Raw genomic sequence first — 23,770 nt, forward strand, 5'->3', positions numbered from 1 at the left:
TGTCTTCACACGGCGCACCGATCGGAGACGATCGCCAAAATCAGTGAATTTGCGTATAACGCCAGTAGTTCGGCGTCGGTAACAGGATCGTTGGGGCGTGCGGCTCAGGCGGTTGCTGGCCGCGCCGCAGTGTTGCCAGTGACGTTGCATCCCAAATCACGATCCATACGCCGCGGTAGGGCTGCACGAGGCGCGCGTAGTGCACGTCGGTGGCAGTGAGGCGACGAGGGTAGGCAACCACGAGGCCGTGTCGATGCTTCGCCGCGAAGCTCTGTAGACTCTGGCCTTCATGTAGGCGGATCACTGGCCGGGTCATACGACCCGCGAATTCGAACTGGCCGTCATAGCTATCGAGGTTGCCGATGGCTCGCCCCTGTGTTTCCGCGTGGGCCAGCAAGCTTGTCGCAGGATGCATGTCGAATGCCGGGTAGATCGCCATCGTGACCATCACGTAGACCGTCGCGCTTCCGATCAGGCAGGCGCTGGCCAGCCGGCGTAATTCACCGCGCCCCGGCAACAGCATGAATCCGCCGAGCAACACGTACAGCACGCCATAGGGTGCGCTGATGCCAGCGAGGTCGTGCAACCAATGGTTTTGCAGTTTGCTGCTGTCCGCGGCTAGCGGTAACGCGAACAACAGCGAAGCCATGGCAAAGGCGCCCAGCGCGGGAGGCCATGCGGAGAGCCACTGGCTGTGCGCGGCTCTTCCGCCACGCGCGCGCAGCAACGTGATTGCAGTTGCCATCACGATCGCCGCCCCAGGCAGTTCTGGTACAAGGTAGTAACACTGCTTACCGCTAAACGCGCTGAAGATCAGAAACGCAGGCACCAGCCATGCGAATGTCATGCGTAGCCCGGGCGGCAAGGGCCGCGGCAGTAACAGGACGCCCGCCCACATGCGAGGCCAAGCCACGAACGGGAACAGCAACACTACCGCCCACGGCAGGTACCACCAGAACGGACGGTTGTGGATGAAGGCGTCCACCACACGACCGCTAGTTTGTTTAAACAGCAGGTTGTGCGCGTAAGCGGCGCTGCTCATCTGCACTGCCGGGATCACCCACGCGGCGAGTAGGATGCAACCGCTGATGATTGCGGCGAGGCCGAATCCGTACCAGCGCATGCGATGCGCGCGCGCCCATGAGCACCACCATGGGCCGAGAAGCCATACCGGCGCAGTATGCACCAGCATCACCGGGCCTTTGGTGAGGAGTCCAAGTCCGGTGCATACCGCCATGCCTATCCAGCGCGGTGACGGGTGGCGCTGGCTAGGGACGAGACATAGCATTGTCGCCAGCACCCACACGGCCAGCAGCCCGTCGTACATGATCTGCAGGCCGAACAGAAATCCGAATGACAGCGAAAGCAGCACCCACGGCGCCGCGCGTGCCACCTTGGGATGTTCGGGAAATAATCGCAGCGCCAATGCCTGCGAGAGGATCAGTTGCGCGGCACCGATCAGTACCATCAGTAGTCGCGGCCATACGTCGTTTACGCCGAACACCACCCAGCCGGCGTGAATCAGCCAGAACAGCAGTGGTGCCTTCTGTGCGTACGGCGCGCCGTTGATGTGCGGGACCCAGAACTGGTGGTGCGCCCACATGTCCCAAGCTACCGCGAGCGTGCGGGTGGAGTGCACAGGCAGCGGTGGTTGCAAAAAAATTGCGAGCGACGCAACCGCGATATACAGCGGCAGCCACCACAACAAGTCTTGTAGGTGTTTGAAATGAGCAGAAGAAGCGTCGGTCACGGAAATTTTCGCAGGCGCATGGAGAAGTGGACCCACTTGTTTGAACAGTCAAACAAGTTGCGATAAGTGGGTGCTTGCTCGGATCAAGGTACCTCGGGCACGAGCGGCGGTTGGTCGTGGTAGATCAGTCGACGTCGGAACGGTATACCCTGCGAACGATATAAGGCGGCCGTGACTTCGATTCGATATAGGTTCGCCCCACGTACTCACCTACGATGCCCAGCCCCAGCAATTGTAGGCCGGAAAGAAAGGCCACCAACGATATCAGCGAGGCATAACCTGGCAGTTCGACGCCGTGCACCAGGGTTCGAATGACGATGAAGCTACCGTAGAGCATCGCGGCGACCGCCACGCTGCCGCCGACATAAGTCACCAGCCGCAGCGGCGCGGTCGAGAATGAAGTCACACCTTCAATGGCCAGACTCAGTAGGCGAAACGCATTGAATTTGGTCTGGCCCGCGGCACGGGTGGGGCGGATGTATTCCAATTCCTCGGTGCGGAATCCAGCCCAGGCGAACAGCCCTTTCATGAACCGTCGATTTTCCGGCAAGCTGTTTATGGTGTCGATCACCGCACGATCCATTAGGCGGAAGTCACCGACGTTTTCCGGAATTTGAACGTCTGAAATCATGTTGAAGGTGCGGTAGAAAAGCATGGCCGATACACGCTTTCCCCAAGTGTCCGAACTCCGATTCGAGCGTTTAGCCACCACCACCTCGGCACCGTTTTCCCAGAGCTCAATCATTTCCAGAAGCAATTCCGGTGGATCCTGCAGGTCGGCGTCCAGCGGAATCACTGCATCGCCTGAGGCAGCCCGTAAGCCGGCGCTGAGTGCCGGCTCCTTGCCGAAATGGCGGGACAGGTCCACCACGACCATGCGAAAGGAGGTGGGTTGGTAGCGGGTTGCTTCGCGCAAGGTATCGTCTTCGCTGCCGTCGTTTACCACGACGAGCTCCCACTGATAAGGCGTTCCGGTGAACGTTCGCTCCAGCCGTTCAAGAGTGAGTTTGAGTGCCTCCATCTCGTTGTACGCTGGCATCACCACGGAAATCAGACGAGCGTGCCCGGCCGCATCCGTAGTTTTCATCGTGTAATTCCCGGGCGGCCATGCCGAGATTTCCTTCGTGCTGCGTCTCTCATGGCGAAGGTCGCGCAGGCAAAGGTGGGCGCATGATCACCAACCCGCTGGGCGCTCGGCCCACGATGATCATCGGCAGTTGGGCGGACTCAAGTTCCGGCAGCAGATGCGGATCGATAACAGCCATCGCGCTGCGTGTCATGCGCCACCGGTTTTCGAACGTGTGAAGGTCGGTGATCACCCCATTGGGGCGAGATGAGATGCCGGGCCGGATGTCGTCCGGCTGCTCATCCACCACGGTAATCAAGCGCTGCAGATAGAAGGAAAGGCCACGCTGGTAAGCGCGTACCGTGAACACTTCGGTGTCCTTGCGCAGGTGCGGTCGCATGAGTTCAGCCACGGGTTCGGCGGAGAGATTTTTGGCCAGTGGCGCATTGCCGGCGAACAGCATTTGCCAAACCACAAGCGTGCAAGCGCCGAGCAAGCTTATCGCCGCCACCGGCGGCCATCGTCGTTTGAGCATGAGCGCGCACAATGCGGCAACCACGGCGAGCAATCCGAGCCCAGTCGCTAACCACAGCAAGGCAGGGTGCAGATGAGTGTGCTGAGACAGGTGGCGAGTACTGGGCCGCACCGTCAGTGCCGCCAGCATGGCGGCAAGCGCCAAGGCACTGATCCACAGTAAGCGCCGCGCCAGGGTGCCACTGCTGAGTGCCGAGATTCTGTGTGCGATGAGCAGCGCCAAAGCAGGGAAGATTGGCAAAATGTAGAGCGGCAACTTGGAATGGGATACCGAGAAAAACACCAAGATGACCGCGACCCAGCACAACAGGAAACGCTCAGCGGCTTTTCTGGAACCGAGTTCACGCCAACCGGCTCGACTGAACGGCAGGAACGCCACCCAAGGAAACAGCCCCGCGAGTGTGATCGCCAGGAAAAACCACCAAGGCTGATAGCGGTCGTATTTATTAACCAGGAAGCGGGTGAATTCTTGCTTGATAAAAAAATAATTGAAAAATTCGGTATGCCGCAGACTGATGGCGATGAACCATGGCGCCGCGATCACAACCAGCAGCGCCAGGCCCCAGCCCATCGTCATGTGCCGCAAACTGCTCCAGTCTCTCTCCCAGAGCATGAAGACCATCAGGGTCAAAGCCGGAAAAACCAGCCCGATTAGACCTTTCGACAGTACCGCCAAGGCGAGGCTGGCCCAGCCGGCCAAGTTCAGCCAGACACGCCGGGATACGGCTTGCGGGTCGAAATTGGCCACCAGGAACATGCAGATCGCGATACTCATGAAGGCCGCCACACTCATGTCCATGGAGTTAATGTGGCCACCCGCAAAAAACAGCAGCGTGCTGCCGAGCACGATGGCCGCCATCCATCCAGTGGCAACGCCAAACAGCCGTTTGCCGGCCCAGCCCGTGACTGCGATGGTCGTCATCGCGGTGAGTGCAACCCACAAGCGGGCGGTCCATGCGTGCACGCCAAACAGGTTGTAGAAGATGCTGGTGGCCCAGTATTGCAACGCGGGTTTGTCGAAGAAGTTGAAGCCGTCGAGCTTGGGGGTCAGCCAATTGCCGCTGACGAACATCTCGCGCGCGACCTCGGCATAGCGTGCCTCATCGGGCTCGGTCAATGCCCGCATGTCAAGTCCGAAGAACCAGAGGACCAGCCATCCAAGGGCGAAGGCGCCGGCCATCCATCTAGTCAGGTGTTGCTGCGCAGGGGGCGGCGACGCCGCGGTGTCGCGAACTGCCTTGTGTGGATCCGAAGGGGGGGTCATGGGCATATCGGACTACGAAGCGCCGTAACACGGTGGGGACCGCCGGCCTTTGAGAGACGTGAATCTGGCTTCATCACAGGAAGCTACCCCGCATTCCTTTGCATTTGCTTATCGAGTTTTACCTCACCTCACAGACGCTTGGCTGCCGCCCGACTCTGCCTGTCAGCATTCTTGCCTGGTCTGCGTCAGCGGCGTTGGCCAGTTGTCATGGTGACGGCGGACGGATGACGGGCGTTATGCAGCTACGAAGGTTGGCCGGGGGTCATTCGGCCATTGCTCCTCGCAGAATCACGACGGGATGAAGGAGCGCGTGACCTCATCGCCGGGAAATACATGCGAGCAATTCGTCACATGCGGGTTTCGCACGGCGAGTGTTGATCCGTCTGTCCAGTAGCGCAGTGACCCGCGAAGCCCGCGCTCTATTTATCTGGGACAGCAGCCAGCACGCGGCAAATCGCCTCGAAATCATCATCGCCCAGCCACGGGCTGTTGCTGATGCTCAGGCTGCGGGCGGCGAAGTCGCGGGCGTTTGGCACGTCGCAGGCGGGTACGATGCCGTTGAGATAGCCGTAGTCGGGTAGCGCGTGGATGAACAGGCGGCTGACGCCGAGGCCGGCTTGCCACAGTTGCTCCAGCGCTTCGTCACGGCGACGTTGATCGGGGAGCAATAGCAGGAAGAACGGCCAGCTGCCATGGGCGTTGCCGCTGTCATCGAGCACGCGGATGCCGGGAATCTCGCGTAGTCGTGGCAGGCGGCGTTGCGCCTGGGCAGCGCAGTGTTCGAGGAAGGCGGGCAGGCGTGCGGCGGCATGTGCGCCGACGGCCTGGCGCCAGCGGCCCACGGGGTGCAGCGGCAGCGGCAGTTCGAAATCGTCGCCGACGGCGGCGACCGGATCGCCACGTCGCAGCGCGCGGCGTAGTGGATTGCCGTAGGCCAGGCGCAGACCGTGTGGGCGGTACAGTGCGGCGTAGCCCAGCAGCTCGATGCAGCGGCGCAGTTCCCAGCGTGCACTGGGCAGCGCGATGCGCGCGGCGGTGCGTTGCAGTTGTTCGCGCAGTGCGGGGTCGCGCGCTGCCAGCAGGCCGCCTTCGTAGATCGACAAGCCCTTGCCCGCGGCGAGGCTGAAAAATCCGATGTCGCCGGCCAGGCCCACGCTGGTGTCGCCGTGCCGTGCGCCGACGGCTTGCGCGGCATCTTCGATGACATAGGCGCCGACGTTGTTGGCGACGGCCAGCGCGTCGTCCACGTCGGCGACGCGGCCGCCCAGGTGAGTGGGCACGATGGCCAGCGTGCGTTCATCGCAGGCGGCACGCAGGGCTTGCGGGTCCATGTCGAAATGATCGGGACGCAGGTCGCATGGCACCAGTTCCAGCCCGGCGCTGTGCACGGCCAGCGCCACCAGCGGGCAGGTGAACGCCGGGACCACCACGCGTCGCCGGCGCGGCTGCTGTTCGTGCAGGGCGACCAGCGAAATCAGCAGGGCCGCGGTGCCGGAGCAGGTCAGTTGCAGCGGCGGTGTGTGCAACAGCCGCGCAAGATCGCTCGCCAGTGACGGCCGGCCCGGCCGCAGGTCGGCCAGGGTCAGCGGCAGGCCGGCGGTCGGGGGCAATTCGTGTCGGCGGCGAGAAAGCATGGGCGCAGGATGGGCCTAGCTATCGGCCCGTGTCGAATCGTCCGTGAGTTCGGCGACATGCTCGTGGCTCTCGGCAAAACCGAGGCAGACGATGCCGGCGATGATCGCCACGGCGCCCAGCACGTGCGCCAGCGTCAGCGGTTCATTGAACAGCCACACCGACAGCAGCATCACCGACACCAGCTCCAGGTGCGAGGCGGCGAAGGCCGGTCCGATCGGCGCGTGCTTGAGCAGGGTCATCCAGGTGAAGAACGCGCCGACGTAACCGATCACCGCGCCGTAGATCCACGGCTTGCCGAACAGGCGCAGCAGCCACGCGGCGTTGGCTTGCACCGGCAGCGCATGCATGCCGGCGTACTTGAAGCTGATCGCGCCGATCGAGTCGAAGCCCATCAGCAGCAGGAAGCCGATCAGGTAGAACCAGCCGCGCTTCATCCGCCCACCCCCACGATCACCACGCCCAGGGTCACCAGCAGGATGCCGGCCACGCGCAGGGAGGTGAGCTTTTCGCCGAACAGCACGCGACCGGCCACCATCACCGCCACGATGTTGATCGAGCCGAGCAGGATCGCCTGCGACAGCGGCAGCAGCGACAGGAAGGCGATCCACGCCAGGAATTCCAGCACGTAGCAGGCAATGCCGGTCCACAGCCATGGGCGACTGGCCATGTGCAGCCAGCGGGCGAAGCCGTCGCCTGCCGCGGGATCGCTGGCGGCGGCCTTGAACGCCAGCTGGCCGGTGGTGTCGAGGATCACGTTGACCAGCCACAGCCCGGCGACCAGGGCGGTGATGGAGCCTCCGGTCGGCATGCTCAGGCCGCGACGCGCTGGAGGGGGGCGCCTTCGGCCACGCGATCGAAGAACGCGGCCGAGCGATCGACCAGCAGGCGCCGCTGCTTGTCGATGGTGATCATGTGGTAGCTGTCGTCCAGCAACAGCAACTCGGTCGGGGCGCTGACCGAACGCTGCACCAGTTCCGCGTTGCGGGTGCTGGCCACGTCGTCTTCGCTGGCATGGGCGATCAGGCAGGGGGCCGTCACCTGCGGCAGCTGGCGGCGCACTTCGGCGGCCAGGCCGTACATTTCCGCCAGCGAATGCCACGGGTTGCCCGGCAGGCCGGCGGCGGCGCTGTCGCCACCGAGCATGGCGCTGCTGATCTGCGCACGCAGGCGTTCGTCGCGGATGCCGTAAGGCGGTTGTTCCATGAAGCTGCGGTTGCGGCCGATGCCCAGCCGTTTCAGCAGCGGCAACAGGAACGACAGCCGCGCGATGCGCGGGATGCTCCAGCCGTCGTAGCGGAAGGTGGCACCGTACACGCCCACGCCGGCGATCTGCGCGGGGCGGTCGGCGGCCAGCTTCAGTGCCAGCAGCGCGCCCATCGACAGCCCGCCCACGAACAGGTGGTCGACCTTCTCGCGCAAGGCGTCCGCGGCTTTTTCCACGCTGGCGTACCAGTCGTGCCAGTTGGTGGCGAGCAGGTCGTCGACATCGCCACAGTGACCGGCCAGTTGCATGCCGTGCACGGTGTAGCCGGCGCGGTTCAGGCCCTTGCCGAGCAAGCGCATTTCCATCGGCGTGCCGGTGAGGCCGTGGATCAGCAGGATGCCGCTGCGGCCACCCTCGAAGAAAAAGTCGGTTTGCTGGATCACGCGCGATACCTGAGAAGAGCGCGAACGGCCGCCGTCACGGCGTGGTTCGGGAGGCTGGCAGTGTCGCAGCCTGCGGTTTCCCCGAGCTTTCGACGGCCTGACTGCCAGCCGAACCGGGCAGGAAATGCACGACCACGCGCTGGCCGATGCGCAGCTGCTCGGGATGCTCGAAGGCCAGCACGCATTCCACGGTACGCGTGTTGGCGCGGATCTGCGGATCGCTTTCCAGCGGATCGGGACCATAGACCTGGCCCACGCGCAGTACGCGCGCCTCCCAGTGCCCGTTGCCGCTGCCGTCATCGTCGGCCACCTCGGCGCGCATGCCGGCGTGCACCACGCCGACGAAGCTCTCGTTGAGCTCGGCGCGCACGATGCGCGGCTTGTTTGGCAGCAAGGTGAACAGCGGGCCGGCCTCGGGGCTCACGCTGGCGCCCGGCTGCGCGATCACGCGGATCACCTGGGCGTCGAGCGGGGCGCGCAGGCTGTCCTGCTGCAGTGCGTAGTTCGCTTCGGCCAGTTTCTGGTGGGCCATGGCCACGGCGGCCTGCGCCGCGGTGGCTTGCGCGCCGAGCTGGCTGCTGGCCTCGCGGGCGTCGTCGGCGCTCTGGCCGTCGCCGGCACCGGCCGCGGCGGCCGCGACCAGACGCTGTGCGCGCAGCTTGGCCGAGGCCTGCTTGATCGTGAGCAGTTCGAGTTGGGCCTGCGCCTGCTTCAATTGCGCCTTCGCCGCGTCCACGCCCAATTGCGCCGCGCGACTGTCGAGGCTGGCGAGCAGTTGTCCGCGTTTCACCTGTTCGCCTTCGTGCACGGCGACGCTGGCGAGGGTGCCGGCGCGCGCCATTGACAGCTTCAGCAGGCCGCCTTCGATGTCGATGCGGCCACGTGCCACGGCGACATAATTCGCCTGCGTGGTGGTGGCGGGTGGCGGCGCGTCGGCCTGCTTCGAACAGGCGCCCAGCAACGTGGTGACCAGCAAGAGGCCGCCGATGCCGAACAGGGCTGGACGGTGCCGGGTCCAGGTCGGAGCAGGTGCAATCGACTTCATGATGAGATCTCGGGTGAAGCCACGTGGGTGGCGTCGCGGCGGCGGTCGCTGAGAATGCGGCCGTCTTCCATGGCCAGCACGCGATCGGCGTGCGCGACCAGGCGCGGGTCATGGCTGACGCACAGCACGGTGGCGCCGTGGGTGCGGGCGATGGTGTGCAGGATGCCGATGATGGTCTGGCCGTTGGCGGCGTCCAGTGCGCTGGTCGGTTCGTCGGCGAACAGCAGCTCGGGTTCCTTGGCCAGCGCGCGGGCAATCGCCACGCGTTGTTTTTCGCCGCCGGACAGTTCGGCCGGGCGCAGGTGCATGCGTGGCCCCAGGCCCACTTCTTCCAGTGATGCCGCGGCGCGGCGGCGGGTCTCGGTGCGGTCGAGGCCGAGGTAGCCCAGCGGCAGTTCCACCTGTTCCAGTGCGTTCAGCGCCGGGAACAGGTTAAAACCCTGGAACACGAAGCCGGTGTGCTGCAGGCGGAACTGTTCGGTCTGGCGCCGGCTGAGTCCGCCCAGCGCCATGCCCAGCGCGTGTACGCTGCCGCTGTCGGGTGGCTGCAATCCGCTGAGGATCGACAGCAAGGTGCTCTTGCCGCAACCGGAAGGTCCCGAAATCAGGGTGAGCTCGCCGGCATGCACTTCCAGCGAGAGATCCTGCAGCACCGGGCTGCGCAGCCTGCCGGACACGAACGCCTTGCTCACGCCGCGAGCCTGCAGCGTGATGTTCGGCGATGGAGCGACGACGTCGGGCATGCTCATCGCAGCAGGCTCGCCGGATCGGCGCGGCGCAGGCTGCGCATGGCGGCGAGGCCCGAGACGATGGCCAAGCCCATGCCCAGCAGCAGGCAGACCACCGCAGTGATCGGGTCCAGGGTTACCGGCACGTCATGGCTGCGCGCCAGCAGCAGCAGCAGGACGCCGAGCACGATGCTGCCGAGCAGGCCGATCGCGCCGACCCAGAACGCCTGCTCCATCACCACCTTGCGCAGCGATCCCACGCCCACGCCCAGCGCATTGAGCGTGGCGTACTCGCGGATCGAGCCGATCACGGCGGCCATCAGGGTCTGGCTGGTGATCACCGCGCCGACCAGGAACACGATGCCGGCCAGAAACAGCACGCCGGCGCCGGCGCCGGTGTCGAGGATCCAGTACATCTGCGAGCGGCGCGCGAAATCATCCGCGGTCCATACCGTGTAGGGGCCGAACGTGGATGCGCCGCGCAAGCGTTCCGCCACGCTTGCGGCCATGGCCGGGTCGCGCAGCTTGGCCACGTAGAAGGTCATCCGGTCGGTGTCTTCGGGGTCGCCATCGAGCATGCGCGCGGTATCCAGCGAGGTCATCACGTTGACCCCGCCCAGCGCCCGCAGGCCATGGCTGATGCCGACCACGTGCACGCGCTGGCCGTTGATGACCCCGGTGCCGCCGAGCTTGACGCCGAGGCTGGAAAGATCGGCCTGGTCGACGATCACCGCGCCCGGCTCCTTCAAGCGTGCGCGCAGCTCCGGCGACAGCGCTTGCGAGAACATCAGTCCGTCCGGGTTCGGATCGATGCCGCAGATGAACACGGGGACGCCGCCAGTTCCCTGGGTGCCGCGCCAGTTGCCGTCGACCCAGTCGAACGGCTCGACGCGGCTCACGGCCGGATCCATGCGCAGGTGCATCGCCACATCGCGGTTGATCGGCTGGCCCAGGCTCACGCTTTGCGTGCCGGGGTAACCGGCCCAGATGTCGGCCGAGGATTTGGTGATGTAGACGCTGGCGCTGCCGAAGATGCCCAGTACCAGCGCCGCCTGCAGCAGTTGCAGCAGGCCGGCGAAACCCACCGCGAGGATGGCCGGCAGGAAGCGCCGCCATTCGTGGATCAGCGTCTTGCGTGCAAGCGCGACCATCAGGGCGTTCCCTGCACCGATGGCATGGCCGGTTGGGGTGCGGCCGCGTCGTGATCGGCAGCGGCGCCAGTCGGCTGGTCGGCCTTCGGCAACGGTGCGCCGCCAAGCGCCTTGTACAGGGCCACGTAGGCCAGGTCGCGGGCAGTGCGGGCGGAGACCAGTTCCGCCTGGGCCTGGCGTTGCTCGATCAGGCTGTCCTGCACTTGCAGCGTGCTGCCCAGGCCCAGTTGCTTGCGCTTGCGCACCGCGGCCGTGCGCGAATCGAGCGCCTGCACGGCACGGTGGGTGGCCGCTTCGCGCAGATGCAGCTGGTGCAGGTCGCCGAGATCGGTTTCCACTTCGGCCACGCCCTGCAGTACGGCTTGTCGATACGCCAGTACGGCGGCACGCAGTTCATGGTCCTTGGCATGCGCCCGGGCGACCCGCTGGCCCCAGTCGAACAGCGGCACGTTGATGACCGGGCCCAGCGAGAAGATGCCTTCGCCGGTGCGCGCACGGTGATTGCGTGCGATGTTGATCGACCATTGCAGCGAAGTGCCGATGCCCAGGTGCGGATAGATGTCGGCGTGGCTGATGCCGGCCTCGCCCGCGGCGCGCAGCACGTCGGCTTCGGCGCGGGCGATCTGCGGCTGGGTACGCAGCAGGTCGGCCGGCACGCTGGTCAGCTGCCAGTGGCCCAATTCGGGCTGGACGCCGCCCGGCTGCAGCCATTGCGGATCGGGCTCGTTCTGGCCGAGCAGCACGGCCAGCTGCTGCGCGTTGGCGTTGATGGCCTGTTGCGGTCCGGTCAAGGCGGCCTCGGCGCGCGCGACGTCGGCAGTGGCCGCGGCCACATCGTCGGGCGACACGAGTTTCAGCTGTTCGCGTACCTTCAGCAGGCGCAATTTCTCGCGGCGGGCCTGGCAGGCGTCATCCAGCAGTTGCGCCTGCCGCTGGGCCGAGCGCAACTCGATCCAGCGCCGCGCCACCTCGGCCACCAGCGAGACGCGCGCGCCGTGCAGGTCGGCGTCGGCCGCGTCGAGGTTGCCCTTGGCGATCCGTCCACTGTTCTGCCAGACGCCGAACAACGGCAGCTCCCACAGCGCGTCGAAGCCGACAATGAAATACGAGGCCGTGGTGTCGGGATTGATGACGTCGTTGGTGTCTGCGTTCAGCTTGGGCAGATAGTCATCGTGTGAATGCCGGTTCAGCAGGCGTGCGGCGCGCACGCGTTCGGCGGCCTGCGCCAGATCCAGGTTGCCTTGCAGCGCACGATCGACCAGCGCGTTCAGCTGCGGGTCGTGGAAGGCGTGCCACCAGTCGTGCAGGTCGGCGGCCGGGGCCGCCACCGATGAGGCCTGGGCGTTGCGCCATGCGCTGGGTACCGGCGGCTTCAGGTCCGGCAATGCCGCGGCGCTACAGCCGACCAGGGCCACCGCAAGCAAGGCGGGCAACAGGCGCAGCGAGGTTGCCATCCGCCGGTAGGGGCACAGGATCAGCGAAAAGCGCGGGGCAGGTGCGGGCAAGGCGGGGTTTCTCGGCACGCGGGAGCCATAAGCATAACCTGTGAAGGCTTACGATTCGCTTCTCGCGAGACATTGCGGAAAGGGAGCCGAAAGGCATGCATCGCTATGGTGGCGCCCTCTGATACCGGAGCGGTCCTACGTGAGCGGTTGGAACATCCTTTGCGATTTTGACGGCACCATCTCGGTCGAGGACGTGATCGACTCGTTGCTGGACCGTTTCGGCCGTCCCGGCTGGGAAGCGCTGGAGCGCGACTGGCGCGCCGGCCGCATCGGCTCGCGCGAGTGCATGAGCGGCCAGGTCGAACTGCTGCAAATGACCCGCGCCGAGCTGGACGAGCACCTGCGCACGCTGTGGATCGACCACGCCTTCCCGGGTTTCGTGGCCAAGGCGCGCGAGCTGAACGTGCCGATCCGCATCGTCAGCGACGGTCTCGACCATGCGATCCACCAGATCCTCGGCCGTTACGGCCTGGATGACCTGCCGCTGGCCGCGAACCATCTTGCTCCCGCAACGCCGCCGAAGCAGTGGCAGCTGACCTCGCCGTTCCAGGCCGAAGGTTGCCGCAGCGGCACCTGCAAGTGCGCCTGCGTGACGCAGGCCCGCAGCACCGGCGCCAGGACCTTGCTGATCGGCGACGGCGCCTCGGATTTCTGCGCGGCCGATCACGTCGACTTCGTGTTCGCCAAGCATCGCCTGATCGAACACTGCCGCGCCGCCGGCATTCCCTACATGCCGATCACCGGCTTCGAGGACGCGCTGGAATTCCTGCCGCGCCTGGTCGACGGTACGCTGGCGCACCACGCGCGCTATCACGAGGCAGCGGCGGCCTGAGCGGTCGCTGCACCTCCCGTAACACTCTCCACCACCGTTCCCCCGGACCCAGACCATGAACATCGACAAGAACGCCGTCGGTTTCATCGACGACGCGCAACTGCTCGCCGACGAGGCCAAGTACAGCTCCTTCGGCGACACCGTGCATTACGTGGACCCGCCGAAGATCTTTCGCCACGGCGAAGGCAGCTACATGTTCGACACCGCGGGCACGCCTTTCCTTGACCTGCAGATGTGGTATTCGGCGGTCAATTTCGGCTACGGCAACAAGCGTCTGAATGATGCGCTGAAGAAGCAGATCGACGTGCTGCCGCAGGTGGCCAGCCAGTACCTGCACCAGACCCGCATCGAGCTGGCCAAGACCATCGCGCTGGACGCGAAGAAGAAGTTCGGCCTGGACGGTCGCGTGCATTTCAACGTGGGCGGCGCGCAGGCGATCGAGGATTCGCTGAAGATCGTGCGCAACGCCAGCAACGGCAAGAGCCTGATGTTCGCCTTCGAGGGCGGCTACCACGGCCGCACGCTGGGCGCTTCGTCGATCACGTCGAGCTACCGCTACCGCCGCCGCTTCGGCCACTTCGGCGAGCGCGCAATGTTCCTGCCGTTCCCGTATCCGTTCCGTCGTCCGAAGGGCATGAGCGCTGAGGAATACTCCGACAGCTGCGTGAACCAGTTCGCGCGCTTGTTCGAGACCGAATACAACGGCGTGTGGGACCCGAAGACCAACCAGTGCGAATACGCCGCGTTCTACGTCGAGCCGATCCAGGGCACCGGCGGCTACGTGATTCCGCCGCCGGGCTTCTTCCAGGGCCTGAAGAAGGTGCTGGACCAGTACGGCATCCTGATGGTGTCCGACGAAATCCAGATGGGCTTCTGGCGCACCGGCAAGCTGTGGTCGATCGAGAACTTCGGCGTGACGCCGGACATCGTGGTGTTCGGCAAGGCACTGACCAACGGCCTGAACCCGCTGTCCGGCCTGTGGGCGCGCGAAGAGCTGATCAATCCGACCGTGTTCCCGCCGGGCTCGACCCACAGCACGTTCAACTCCAACCCGCTGGGTACCTCGCTGGGTCTGGAAGTGATCAAGATGGGTTACGAACTGGACTACGAGACCACCGTGCCGAAGAAAGGCGCGCATTTCCTCGAAGGCCTGCGCGACTTGCAGAAGCGACACAAGGAAATCGGCGACGTCGATGGCCTGGGCCTCGCGCTGCGCGCCGAGATCTGCACCGACGACGGCTTCACGCCGAACAAGGCACTGCTGGACACGATGGTCGACATCGGCCTGGCCGGCGACCTGGAGCACAACGGCAAGAAGATCGGCCTCGTGCTCGACGTGGGTGGCTGGTACAAGAACGTGATCACGCTGGCGCCCTCGCTGGACATCACCCACGAGGAGATCGACCTGGCCATCGCGCTGCTCGATCAGCTCCTCACCAAGGCCAAGAAGCAGTCCGCCTGATCATGGCGTCCGGGCGCCCGTGCGCCCGGACGCTTTCACTTTAAGTGTTCGAATTTCCCATGCAGGGGAAGCTGGCACGTACGGCGATGCCGGGGGCTTGTCATGAGCTCCGGGCGTCGCCGTTTTTTTATGTGGCGGGAAAGCGCACTTCCACCCGGAATCCGCCGGCGTCGCCGGAGCGGTAGCGCACGTTGCCATGGTGGCGCTCGGCGATGCGCTGCACGATGGCCAGCCCCAGGCCGCTGCCTTCGGCCCGGCATCCGGGAACCCGGAAAAAGCGTTCGCCCAGCCGAGCCAGCCATTCGTCCGGCACGCCGGGACCGTTGTCTTCCACGCCCAGGCAGATGTTCGCGTCCTCGCGCGCCAGCGTGATGGTCATGCTGGCGCCGCGTCCCGCGTAGCGCAGGCCGTTGTCGATCAGGTTGTCCAGCAATTCCTGCAAGGTATGGCTGTCCGCCTCGATCCACTGCGGTTCCGCGGGACCGTCGTAGCCAAGGTCGATGCCGGCCGCCAGCGCCTCGTGCACGCGTCGGCGGACCAGGTCGGGAATCAGTTCCGCCAGGTCCAGCCGGGTGGCGGCGGCGGCATCCGGTTCGGTCGATTGCGCGCGGGTCAGCGCCAGCAGCTGGCTGGAAGTGCGATTGGCGCGTTCGATGAGTTGCCGGATGTGCTGCAGCGAGTCGCTCACGGTGGCCGGATCGGGATGGGCCTGGGCCCGCTCGGCGTGGACGCGCAAGCCGGCCAGTGGGGTGCGCAGTTGATGCGCGGCATCGGCGATGAAGCGCTCCTGCAGCGCCAGCATGTTGCGCAGGCGCGCGAACAATTCGTCGATGGTGCGGGTCAGCGGCAGGATTTCCACCGGCACGCCGGTTTCACCGATGGGCGACAAGTCGTGTTCGCGCAGGGCCAGGCGGGCAGACAGCGGATCGAGCTGGCGCAGGCCGGTGCGCACGCCAAACCAGACCAGCAGGAACACCGCGAGGATCAGCACCGCCTGCGCCGGAATGCTCAGCAGCAGGATCTGCCGGGCCACCAGGTGGCGATCGCGCAGCGTCTCGGCCACGGTGACGGTGAGGATGTCGCCGGGATCGCGCGTGTTGGGCATCGTGACGCTGGCGGCGCGCAACGAACGATGGCCGAGGTGCACATCGTAGAGCCGGGGCACATCGCTGAGCCGGCCCAGGCCGGCAGGCGGTTGCAGGGTATTGTTGCCGGCGAGCAGGCCGTGCCGGGCGCTGCGTACGCTGAAATAGCTGTAATAGTTGTGGCCGCCCGGATCGTATTCGAGCAGGAAGCGGGCCTGCGGCGAGATGCGACCGTCCGGGTCCTGGGTGGCGAGCATCTGCTGCAGCGTGAGAGCGTCGCTGGTGAGGCTGTCGTCGTGGACCCGGTTGGAATAGATCAGCGCGCCGGCATAGGTGATCAGGCTGTTGAACACCAGCAGCAGCATCAACGGCACCAGCAGGATGATCAGCAGGCGTTGGCGCAGGCTGTGCCGGCTTTCGGGCAGCAACAGTCGATACAGCCACGGTTGCAGCTGCAGCATGCGCCGACGGGTCATGCGCCTTCGACCTCCTCAAGCAGGTAGCCCAGACCGCGGATGGTGCGCACCTGGGTGCCGGAGTCGGCCAGTTTCCGGCGCAGTCGATAAAGGGCGATGTCCAGTCCGTTGTCGGTGAGCTCCTCATCCCAGCTGCACAGGGCTTCGGTCAGCTGCGCGCGGCTGGTCACGCGATCGGGGCGTGCGGCCAGCGCCTCAAGCAGGCCGAACTCGCGCGCGGTGAGTTCCAGCGGCGTGTCGCCGACCCAGGCGCGATGTCCCGGCAAGTCCATGCGCAATCGGCCCAGGGTCAGTTCTGGCGCGCCTTGCGCAGCATAGCGACGCAGCAGGGCACGCACGCGGGCCTCGAATTCGGCCAGCGCGAAGGGTTTCACCAGATAGTCGTCGGCGCCCAGGTCGAGCACGCGCACGCGCTCGCGCAGGCCTTCGCGGGCAGTGATCACGAGGATGGGCAGGGTGCTTCCGCGCTTGCGTACGCGCTCCAGCACCTCGCTGCCGTCGAGCGTGGGCAGGCCGAGGTCGAGGATCAGCAGGTCGTAAGGCGTTCCCCGCAACGCCTCGTCGGCACTTTTCCCGTCGGCGACATGGTCGACGGCATGCCCGCTCTGGCGCAGCGTGGCACTGATGCCAGCGGCGATGGCGGGGTCATCCTCGGCAATCAGAAGGCGCATGGATGGACAACTTTCTTGGTGGGCCCACCAGGACTCGAACCTGGAACCAAAGGATTCGCGTATTCCGAAGGTTTCCCTCCGGCGCGGACTATCTCTTCGCCCTCCGTTCGCGTGAACGGGTGGGGCGCGGGACGCTCTAGCCTGTGATCAAGGACACTGAAGTCCCCAGGTAGTCTCTGCACCTTCCGTCGGTGTACCGACGGCTTGGCTCAGGGTTGCCACCGGCCGTGCCGCTGAGGTTTCCCTGAATTCATCCCGATCCCGTTCGCGGATTACGCCGCGGCGGCACCTTTTCGATGAGTCCTCTGCTCTAACCATTGAGCTATAGGCCCTTGCTGCACATGGTAGCAATCCACAGCGGTAAAGCGATGCTCTGAGCGGTTGTTGGGATTATGATCATATGATGAAATCTGAATCGTTTTGCGTGGTATGTAGTGCCGCCTTGGAAGGCAGGCAGCGCAGGTTTTGTTCTCGAGCCTGCAAGAACCAGGATACGAATCGTCGGCACCAGAGTTATCTCAGTCAGCAGACGCGGGGTTTGTTGCGCAAGCGGGAACTGGTGGCTCTGGCAGGGGGGCATTGCGCACATTGTGGTTATGACGCAAATCTTGCGGCACTGACATGGCATCACCGCGAGCCGTCGCGTAAATCCTTCAATCTCGATTTGCGCGCCTTGTCGAACCGGAAGATCGTCGAGATCCGGGCCGAGGCAGCCAAGTGCATCTTGCTTTGCGCCAACTGCCATGCTGAAGAGCACCACCCGGAAATGGCAGTGGCGTTTGCGAGCACTGGAAAAGACAACGGCCGCAAACGCGGCCGTTGAGGTGTGCCAATGACGTGTGCGATCAATCCACGTCGAGGAACGAGCGCAGCTGTTCCGAGCGGCTCGGATGACGCAGCTTGCGCAGCGCCTTGGCTTCGATCTGGCGGATGCGCTCGCGGGTGACGTCGAACTGCTTGCCGACTTCTTCCAGGGTGTGGTCGGTGTTCATGTCGATGCCGAAGCGCATGCGCAGCACCTTGGCTTCGCGCGGGGTCAGGCCGCCGAGCACGTCGCGCACGGTTTCCATCAGGCCGGTTTCGGTGGCCGACTCGACCGGCGAGCTGGCGTTGCCGTCTTCGATGAAGTCACCCAGGTGGGAATCCTCGTCGTCGCCGATCGGGGTTTCCATCGAGATCGGTTCCTTGGCGATCTTCAACACCTTGCGGATCTTGTCCTCGGGCATCTCCATTTCCTTGGCCAGTTCTTCCGGCGTGGCCTCGCGGCCGAACTGCTGGAGCATCTGGCGGGAAATGCGGTTCAACTTGTTGATCGTCTCGATCATGTGCACCGGGATGCGGATGGTGCGCGCCTGGTCGGCGATCGAGCGGGTGATCGCCTGGCGGATCCACCAGGTGGCGTAGGTCGAGAACTTGTAGCCGCGGCGGTATTCGAACTTGTCGACCGCCTTCATCAGGCCGATGTTGCCTTCCTGGATCAGGTCGAGGAACTGCAGGCCGCGGTTGGTGTACTTCTTGGCGATGGAGATCACCAGGCGCAGGTTGGCCTCGACCATTTCCTTCTTGGCGCGACGGGCCTTGGCTTCGCCCACGCTCATGGCGCGGTTGATATCCTTGATGTCGACCAGCGGCAGGAACAGCTTGCGCTCGATCGCGGCCAGCTTTTCCTGCTCGGCGTCGATCGCCTCGCGGTGGTTCTTGACGTTCGGCGACCACTTCTGGCGCTTGCGGCCGAGCTCGGCTGCCCACTCGAGGTTGCCCTCGTTGCTGGGGAAGGTCTTGATGAACTCGCCCTTGGGCATCTTCACCTGCTTGATGAAGATGTCCATCAGCACGCGCTCGTGGTGGCGGATGTTGCCCACCACTTCGCGCAGCTTGCGCACGAAACCGTCGATCAGCGCGCTCGGCAGCTTGAGCTTGAGGAACTCCTCGGCCATCTGGTCGCGCAGCTTGACGATTTTCTTGTCGGTGATGTCGGCGGCCTTGGGGGCCGCCTTCTGGAACTTGGCGTAGTAGTCGCGCAGCAGTTCGAAGCGGCGCTTCACCTCTTCCGGATCGGGGCCGGTGGGGCCGGCTTCTTCCTCGTCGCCGGTGTCGTCGTCATCGCTGTCCTCGTCGCCGTCGGATTCCTCGTCGGTGCCGTTCTCGGCAGCCTCGGCGGCGGCGGCTTCCTTTTCCTTGCGGGCGAGGTCGGCGGCTTCTTCCAGATCGAGGAAGCCGGCCAGAATCTCGCTGAGGCGGCGCTTGCCGTCCAGGTGCTGGTCGTATTCCTCCAGCAGCAGCTCGATGGTCAGCGGGAAGCTGGCCAGCGCGGTCTGCACCTGGCCAAGGCCTTCCTCGATGCGCTTGGCGATGGCGATTTCGCCTTCGCGGGTCAGCAGCTCGACCGTACCCATCTCGCGCATGTACATGCGCACGGGGTCGGTGGTGCGGCCCACTTCGGCGTCCACGGCGGACAGCAGGGCGACGGCCTCTTCGGCGGCGGCCTCGTCGTCACCGCTGTTGCCGGGCGCGGCGCCATCGGAGATGGTGTCGTTGTCGGGGGCGGCGTCATGGACCTCGATGCCGACGCCCTTGAGCACCGCCATGATGTCTTCGATCTGCTCCGGATCGACGATGTCGTCGGGCAGGTGATCGTTGATCTCGGCGTAGGTCAGGTAGCCCTGTTCCAGGCCCTTGGAAATGAGCGCCTTGATTTCGGACTGTTGTTCGGGTGCTTTGTTGTTCATACCTACCGCCGCGGATGCAGGAACCGATCAGTATAGCGATGTGATGCTTTTTTGACCAGTTTTCAAGGTGAAAAATGTTTGAGTACGACACGCAAGAATCGCGCCAGATAGGCGTTTGCAGATGACTGTGGCGTTGCGCAGGGCATCGGGATTCAGCTGGCCTCCAGCCAGAAGGTGACCGGGCCGTCATTGACCAGATGCACCTGCATATGGGCACCGAAGCGGCCGATTTCCACCCCGGGATGCGCCGCGCGCGCCAGTTCCACCAGCCGTTCGAACCAGTGCCGGCCCTGTTCGGGCGGGGCGGCGGTGGTGAAGCTGGGGCGACGGCCGGAGCGGGTGTCGGCGGCCAGGGTGAACTGGCTGACCAGCAGCAGGCCGCCGCCGGTATCGGCGAGCGAGCGATTCATCTTGCCGGCCGCGTCGGCGAACACGCGATAGCCCAGCATGCGTTCGAGCAGTCGCCGGGCCTGCGCCTCGCCGTCGTCCGGCTGCACCGCCACCAGCGCCAGCAAGCCGGGGCCGATCGCGCCGACGGTTTCGTCGTCGACGTCGACATGGGCAGTGCTGACGCGCTGGATCAGGGCGATCATGAAGAGCCGCGGGCCAAGGACGCCCCAGCATAGCGATTGCCGCCGGCGAGGCAAGCCCGGGCCGGGGGCAAGGGCAACAGGCACGGTTCGGGCTTATGGATCGGGCCTCTGGATAGCGCGTGATTCCGTTCGCCCTGAGCGTAGCGCAGCGAAGTCGAAGGGGCCGCAGGTGATTGCCCTTCGACTCCGGCCCTACGGGCCTACGCTCAGGGTGAACGGAGAGGTGTCGGCTGAACTTTGTCGCCAAGGAAGGTCTGATTCATCGTTTTTTGTTCGTCATTCCTGCGGAGGCAGGAATCCAGCGCCTTTGCACTCAAGAGATTACAGTCGCTGGATCCCAGCTTGACCGGCCCTTCGGCCGTCGAGAGCCGCTGGGATAACGAGCAAAATCAGACTTTCCTTCAGGCGATTTCCATCGCCATGGCGTGCAGCCGCTACACTGCGCGGCGCATGCGATTCGATATCCATCTCCTGTACCTGTTGCTGCGCCTGCTTGGGCGTCTCCCTTTGCGTACGCTGCATGGCGTGGGCTCGTTTTTCGGCCGTCTGGCGCTTTGGCGGCATGGGACGATGGCCCACACGGCGGCGGTGAACCTGGCCATCGCGCGGCCCGAGCTGGATCGCGCCACCCGTGGGCGCCTGCGCCGCGAGGCGCTGGCCGAGGTCGGCAAGTCAGGCGCGGAGATCGTGAAGATCTGGGGCGGTGGCGCCGAGCGTGCACTGTCGCTGGTACGCGAGGTGCGCGGCGGTGAGTTGTTCGATGCCGCGCTGGCGGCCGGCAAGGGCGTGATCATCGCCGCGCCGCACCTGGGCTGCTGGGAACTGCTGAACTACTGGCTGTGCCGTCGCACGCCGATGGCGATCCTGTATCGGCCGCCCCACCTTGCCGCGCTGGAGCCACTGCTGCGCAAGGTGCGCGGAGCGCTGGCGCCGGAGCAGGTACGTGCGGAAGGCGCGGGTGTGCGCACCTTGTACAAGCGGCTGGCCGCGGGCGGCACGGTCGGCATCCTGCCCGACCAGAAGCCGCGTGCCGGCGAGGGTCAGCTGGCGCCGTTCTTCGGTCGCGATGCACTGACCATGGTGTTGCTGCCGCGACTGGCCGCGCGCACCGGGGCCGCCGTGCTGTTCGCCTTCGCCGAGCGGCTGCCACGCGGGGTGGGGTATCGCATCCATTTCCTGCCGGCGCCGGAGGGTTTGGCCGACACGGATACGGCGACCGCCTGCGGCGCGCTCAATCGCGGTGTCGAGGCGTGCGTGGAGCGGGCATTCACCCAATATCAATGGCATTACCGGCGCTATACGGCGAACAACCTGCCCAATCCCTATCGCGAAGGAGCGGGACTGGTATAGCTCTTGCGGCCCCGCCGCAGGGTCGGTGAAGGAGCGCACCCTGTGCGCGATGCTTCTGGCTTTTCCCGGTTTCGATTCGGTCCAAGTACAAAAAGCATCGCGCACTAAGGTGCGCTCCTGCCTTTTCGCCTGGGGCGAGGTTGCTCAGGTTTTTTCCAGTCGCCGCAGAAACACGGCCATCTCTTTTTCCGCCTGCTTGTCGCCGCGTTGCCGTGCGGCGTCGATGCCTCGCTGCCAGGCGTCGGCGGCGCCCGCTTCGTCGGCGGTGGCGAGCAAGGCCTTGCCGAGTCCCTTCCAGGCCGCCGAATAGGCGGGGTCGAAGGCCAGTGCCTGGCGCAACTCGACTACGGCCGCGGCGGCATCGCCGGCGTCCAGCAGCGCGTTGCTCAGCGTGAGTCGCAGCAGGGCGCCATCGCGAGGCCCGCCGCATTGGGCGCGCAGGCTGTCGATATTCATGGCAGGGTGCGATAGCGCCAGTCGTCGGCGGAATGGATGCGTGGCGGCTGCGACGGCTCCGGCGGCGTGACGCCGCTGCGCAGGTCCGCCAGCGTGCCGGCAGGCCACACCACATCCCACGACGAGCGGAACGGCTGCGCCAGCAAGGCATAACGCAAGGCCGCCGGCGTCAGCGTGTGCGGGTGTTCCACGATCAGCCCGTCCGGATGCGCCTTGGCGAAGGCCTGGATGGCCGCCGTGTCGCGCAGTTCGGTGATCGGCTGAGTCAGTCGGGCGGCAAAGTGGAATTCGCCGTCGTAGCTGCCCACGTAACCGATGGCGTGATGCTGGGCGCCGGCCATGGCCAGCAATTGCGTGGTCGGGCGCAGGTCGTAGCGATGCCACAGGGTCAGCGTGAACAGCGTGTTCAGTGCCAGCGTGCCGATCAATCCGGCAAAGGCCAGCCGGCGCATCTCGCCCCGTCCGCGCAGCAGCAGAAGCAGGCCCAGCAGCACGAACAGGGCACCGAAGTAGCGGCTGTACGGAGCCGCGCCGACCATCCATTCGCCGTGCAGGCGATGGGCCGTCACCAGCGGCGGCAACACGAACATGAACAGTCCCAGCGCGATGCTGCCCACGCCCAGTGGCCAGGTGCCCAGCCACACGTGGTTGGCCAGCGCGGCGCGGCGCTCGCGCAGCAAGGCCACCGCGCCGGCCAGCAGCAGCATGGTGCCGGCCAGTTCCGGCAGCAGGTAATACAGCTGCTTGCCGCGGACCAGCGAGAACACCACGAAAGTGGGCAGCACCCAGCACAGCGCGAACCGCAGGCCCGGCGACAGTGGTCGGCGCAGCATGGCCAGTGCCACCCAGGCGCGCGGCCAGCCGATGAACGGGAACAGCAGCACGGGAAGCATCAGTACGTACCAGGGCACGGCATGCGCGTGGCTCTGCAGCGGCTCGGCCGATTTCACGCCGTGGACCACGCGTGCCGCGGTCTGGGTGAAGAACAGGCGATGGCGGTATGCATCGCCGCCGGCAAACCCGGCCGGCAACGCCCAGGCCAGCAGCATCACCAGGCCCAGCAGCACGGACAACACGCCGAAGCCGTACCAGCGTGCGCGATGGTTGCGGGCCCAGTCGCTCCACAGCGGGCCGAGCAACCACGGAAACAGCACGTGCAGCAACATCACCGGGCCCTTGGTCAGCAGGCCCAGGCCAATGCAAACGCCGAACAGCAGCCAGCGCGGTTCCTCGCGCTGCGCCTTTGGTACCAGGCACACCAGCGCCGCCAGCACCCACATGGCCAGCAGCGCGTCGTACATGATCTGCAGGCCGAACAGGAATGCGTAGGACAAGGCCAGCAGCATCCACGGCGCCGCTTTTGCCACCCACGGCCGGGCCGGGAACATGCGGCGCGCCAGCACCGCCAGCAACACCAGCTCGATGGCGCCGAACGCCACTTCGAGCACGCGCGGCCATATATCGTTTGCGCCGAACACGAACCAGCCGGCATGGATCAGCCAGAACAGCAACGGCGCCTTTTCGCTATACGGCTGGCCATTGAGGTGCGGCACCAGCCATTGGCCGTGGCTCCACATGTCCCAGGCCACCGCCAGCGTACGGGTGGAGTACAGCGGCATCGGCCCGTGCGAGAAGATCGCCAGCAGGGCGACCAGCAGCCATAGCGGCAGCCACGGCCAGAGTGATCGCAGGTGTTCGAGTCGGCTGTAGGCGCTGGATGGCACGAACGATCCTCTGGGCTAACGGCGGCAAGGCCGTGATTCTAGCGGTTTGGGTGCGTGCGAGCCGTGA

General features: G+C 65.4%; 21 protein-coding genes. 4 read left to right on the forward strand and 17 right to left on the reverse strand.

Going from position 1 to position 23,770, the window contains the following annotated elements; translation table 11 throughout:
* Positions 1-40: 40 nt before the first annotated feature.
* The 11 genes from AB7849_RS10305 to AB7849_RS10355 form a co-directional block, all read right to left on the reverse strand.
* A complete protein-coding gene (locus AB7849_RS10305) occupies positions 41-1,750 on the reverse strand; it encodes an ArnT family glycosyltransferase (protein WP_037099346.1) in 1,710 nt (569 codons plus the stop codon).
* Positions 1,751-1,874: 124 nt separating this feature from the next.
* Positions 1,875-2,837: a glycosyltransferase family 2 protein gene (locus tag AB7849_RS10310; RefSeq protein WP_008210426.1), complete on the reverse strand. Its 963-nt coding sequence runs from the start codon at positions 2,835-2,837 to the stop codon at positions 1,875-1,877.
* Positions 2,838-2,886: 49 nt separating this feature from the next.
* A complete protein-coding gene (locus AB7849_RS10315; protein WP_369501042.1) occupies positions 2,887-4,614 on the reverse strand; it encodes a phospholipid carrier-dependent glycosyltransferase in 1,728 nt (575 codons plus the stop codon).
* A gap of 419 nt (positions 4,615-5,033) precedes the next feature.
* The gene (locus AB7849_RS10320; RefSeq protein ID WP_369501043.1) at positions 5,034-6,248 is read right to left on the reverse strand and encodes a DegT/DnrJ/EryC1/StrS family aminotransferase; all 1,215 of its coding nucleotides are present in this window, start codon (positions 6,246-6,248) and stop codon (positions 5,034-5,036) included.
* A gap of 15 nt (positions 6,249-6,263) precedes the next feature.
* On the reverse strand, positions 6,264-6,683 hold the full coding sequence (locus AB7849_RS10325; protein WP_008210926.1) for a DMT family transporter: 420 nt from the start codon (positions 6,681-6,683) through the stop codon (positions 6,264-6,266).
* Entirely contained in the window at positions 6,680-7,057 is a 378-nt protein-coding gene (locus tag AB7849_RS10330; RefSeq protein WP_008210923.1) for an EamA family transporter, read from the reverse strand. The genes AB7849_RS10325 and AB7849_RS10330 overlap by 4 nt, the downstream gene beginning before the upstream one ends.
* A 2-nt stretch (positions 7,058-7,059) precedes the next feature.
* Positions 7,060-7,896, reverse strand: coding sequence for an alpha/beta hydrolase (locus AB7849_RS10335; protein WP_008210921.1), 837 nt, complete (start codon positions 7,894-7,896; stop codon positions 7,060-7,062).
* A 34-nt stretch (positions 7,897-7,930) separates the two neighbouring features.
* Positions 7,931-8,941: an efflux RND transporter periplasmic adaptor subunit gene (locus AB7849_RS10340; protein ID WP_369501044.1), complete on the reverse strand. Its 1,011-nt coding sequence runs from the start codon at positions 8,939-8,941 to the stop codon at positions 7,931-7,933.
* The gene (locus AB7849_RS10345; protein ID WP_008209139.1) at positions 8,938-9,690 is read right to left on the reverse strand and encodes an ABC transporter ATP-binding protein; all 753 of its coding nucleotides are present in this window, start codon (positions 9,688-9,690) and stop codon (positions 8,938-8,940) included. Before AB7849_RS10345 ends, AB7849_RS10340 begins: the two co-directional genes overlap by 4 nt.
* The gene (locus AB7849_RS10350; protein ID WP_008209138.1) at positions 9,687-10,820 is read right to left on the reverse strand and encodes an ABC transporter permease; all 1,134 of its coding nucleotides are present in this window, start codon (positions 10,818-10,820) and stop codon (positions 9,687-9,689) included. The genes AB7849_RS10345 and AB7849_RS10350 overlap by 4 nt, the downstream gene beginning before the upstream one ends.
* Positions 10,820-12,325 (reverse strand): efflux transporter outer membrane subunit, encoded by a 1,506-nt coding sequence (locus AB7849_RS10355; protein WP_369501045.1) that lies wholly within the window; start codon positions 12,323-12,325, stop codon positions 10,820-10,822. The genes AB7849_RS10350 and AB7849_RS10355 overlap by 1 nt, the downstream gene beginning before the upstream one ends.
* Positions 12,326-12,464: 139 nt before the next feature.
* On the opposite strand from AB7849_RS10355, the gene AB7849_RS10360 reads away from it, so the two are divergent.
* Complete coding sequence (locus tag AB7849_RS10360) at positions 12,465-13,157, forward strand: MtnX-like HAD-IB family phosphatase (protein WP_008216966.1); 693 nt, start codon at positions 12,465-12,467, stop codon at positions 13,155-13,157.
* A 55-nt stretch (positions 13,158-13,212) separates the two neighbouring features.
* Positions 13,213-14,619: an aspartate aminotransferase family protein gene (locus tag AB7849_RS10365; RefSeq protein ID WP_008216968.1), complete on the forward strand. Its 1,407-nt coding sequence runs from the start codon at positions 13,213-13,215 to the stop codon at positions 14,617-14,619.
* Positions 14,620-14,746: 127 nt separating this feature from the next.
* Here AB7849_RS10365 and AB7849_RS10370 read toward each other — a convergent pair whose 3' ends face one another.
* Complete coding sequence (locus AB7849_RS10370; protein WP_008216970.1) at positions 14,747-16,180, reverse strand: sensor histidine kinase; 1,434 nt, start codon at positions 16,178-16,180, stop codon at positions 14,747-14,749.
* Entirely contained in the window at positions 16,177-16,851 is a 675-nt protein-coding gene (locus tag AB7849_RS10375) for a response regulator (protein ID WP_008216974.1), read from the reverse strand. The genes AB7849_RS10370 and AB7849_RS10375 overlap by 4 nt, the downstream gene beginning before the upstream one ends.
* 400 nt (positions 16,852-17,251) lie before the next feature.
* Between AB7849_RS10375 and AB7849_RS10380 the strand changes: the two genes are divergently transcribed.
* Complete coding sequence (locus AB7849_RS10380) at positions 17,252-17,674, forward strand: hypothetical protein (protein WP_369501046.1); 423 nt, start codon at positions 17,252-17,254, stop codon at positions 17,672-17,674.
* A 22-nt stretch (positions 17,675-17,696) separates the two neighbouring features.
* Here AB7849_RS10380 and rpoD read toward each other — a convergent pair whose 3' ends face one another.
* Together rpoD and dtd are read right to left on the reverse strand one after the other, a co-directional pair.
* Positions 17,697-19,580, reverse strand: coding sequence for an RNA polymerase sigma factor RpoD (gene rpoD / locus AB7849_RS10385; RefSeq protein WP_147626033.1), 1,884 nt, complete (start codon positions 19,578-19,580; stop codon positions 17,697-17,699).
* A gap of 152 nt (positions 19,581-19,732) precedes the next feature.
* Positions 19,733-20,173 (reverse strand): D-aminoacyl-tRNA deacylase, encoded by a 441-nt coding sequence (gene dtd / locus AB7849_RS10390; protein ID WP_008216976.1) that lies wholly within the window; start codon positions 20,171-20,173, stop codon positions 19,733-19,735.
* Positions 20,174-20,623: 450 nt separating this feature from the next.
* On the opposite strand from dtd, the gene AB7849_RS10395 reads away from it, so the two are divergent.
* Positions 20,624-21,523 carry an LpxL/LpxP family acyltransferase gene (locus AB7849_RS10395; protein WP_369501047.1) on the forward strand — a complete coding sequence of 300 codons (900 nt, stop codon included), beginning with the start codon at positions 20,624-20,626 and terminating at the stop codon, positions 21,521-21,523.
* A gap of 144 nt (positions 21,524-21,667) precedes the next feature.
* On the opposite strand, the gene AB7849_RS10400 is transcribed toward AB7849_RS10395, so the two are convergent.
* Both AB7849_RS10400 and AB7849_RS10405 read right to left on the reverse strand, forming a co-directional pair.
* Positions 21,668-21,979 (reverse strand): hypothetical protein, encoded by a 312-nt coding sequence (locus tag AB7849_RS10400; RefSeq protein WP_008216952.1) that lies wholly within the window; start codon positions 21,977-21,979, stop codon positions 21,668-21,670.
* The gene (locus AB7849_RS10405) at positions 21,976-23,703 is read right to left on the reverse strand and encodes an ArnT family glycosyltransferase (protein ID WP_369501048.1); all 1,728 of its coding nucleotides are present in this window, start codon (positions 23,701-23,703) and stop codon (positions 21,976-21,978) included. Before AB7849_RS10405 ends, AB7849_RS10400 begins: the two co-directional genes overlap by 4 nt.
* Between the last annotated feature and the right edge of the window lie 67 nt (positions 23,704-23,770).

Origin of the sequence: Rhodanobacter sp. FW021-MT20, from assembly GCF_041107475.1 — a bacterium.
In the GTDB taxonomy this organism is placed as follows: domain Bacteria; phylum Pseudomonadota; class Gammaproteobacteria; order Xanthomonadales; family Rhodanobacteraceae; genus Rhodanobacter_A; species Rhodanobacter_A glycinis.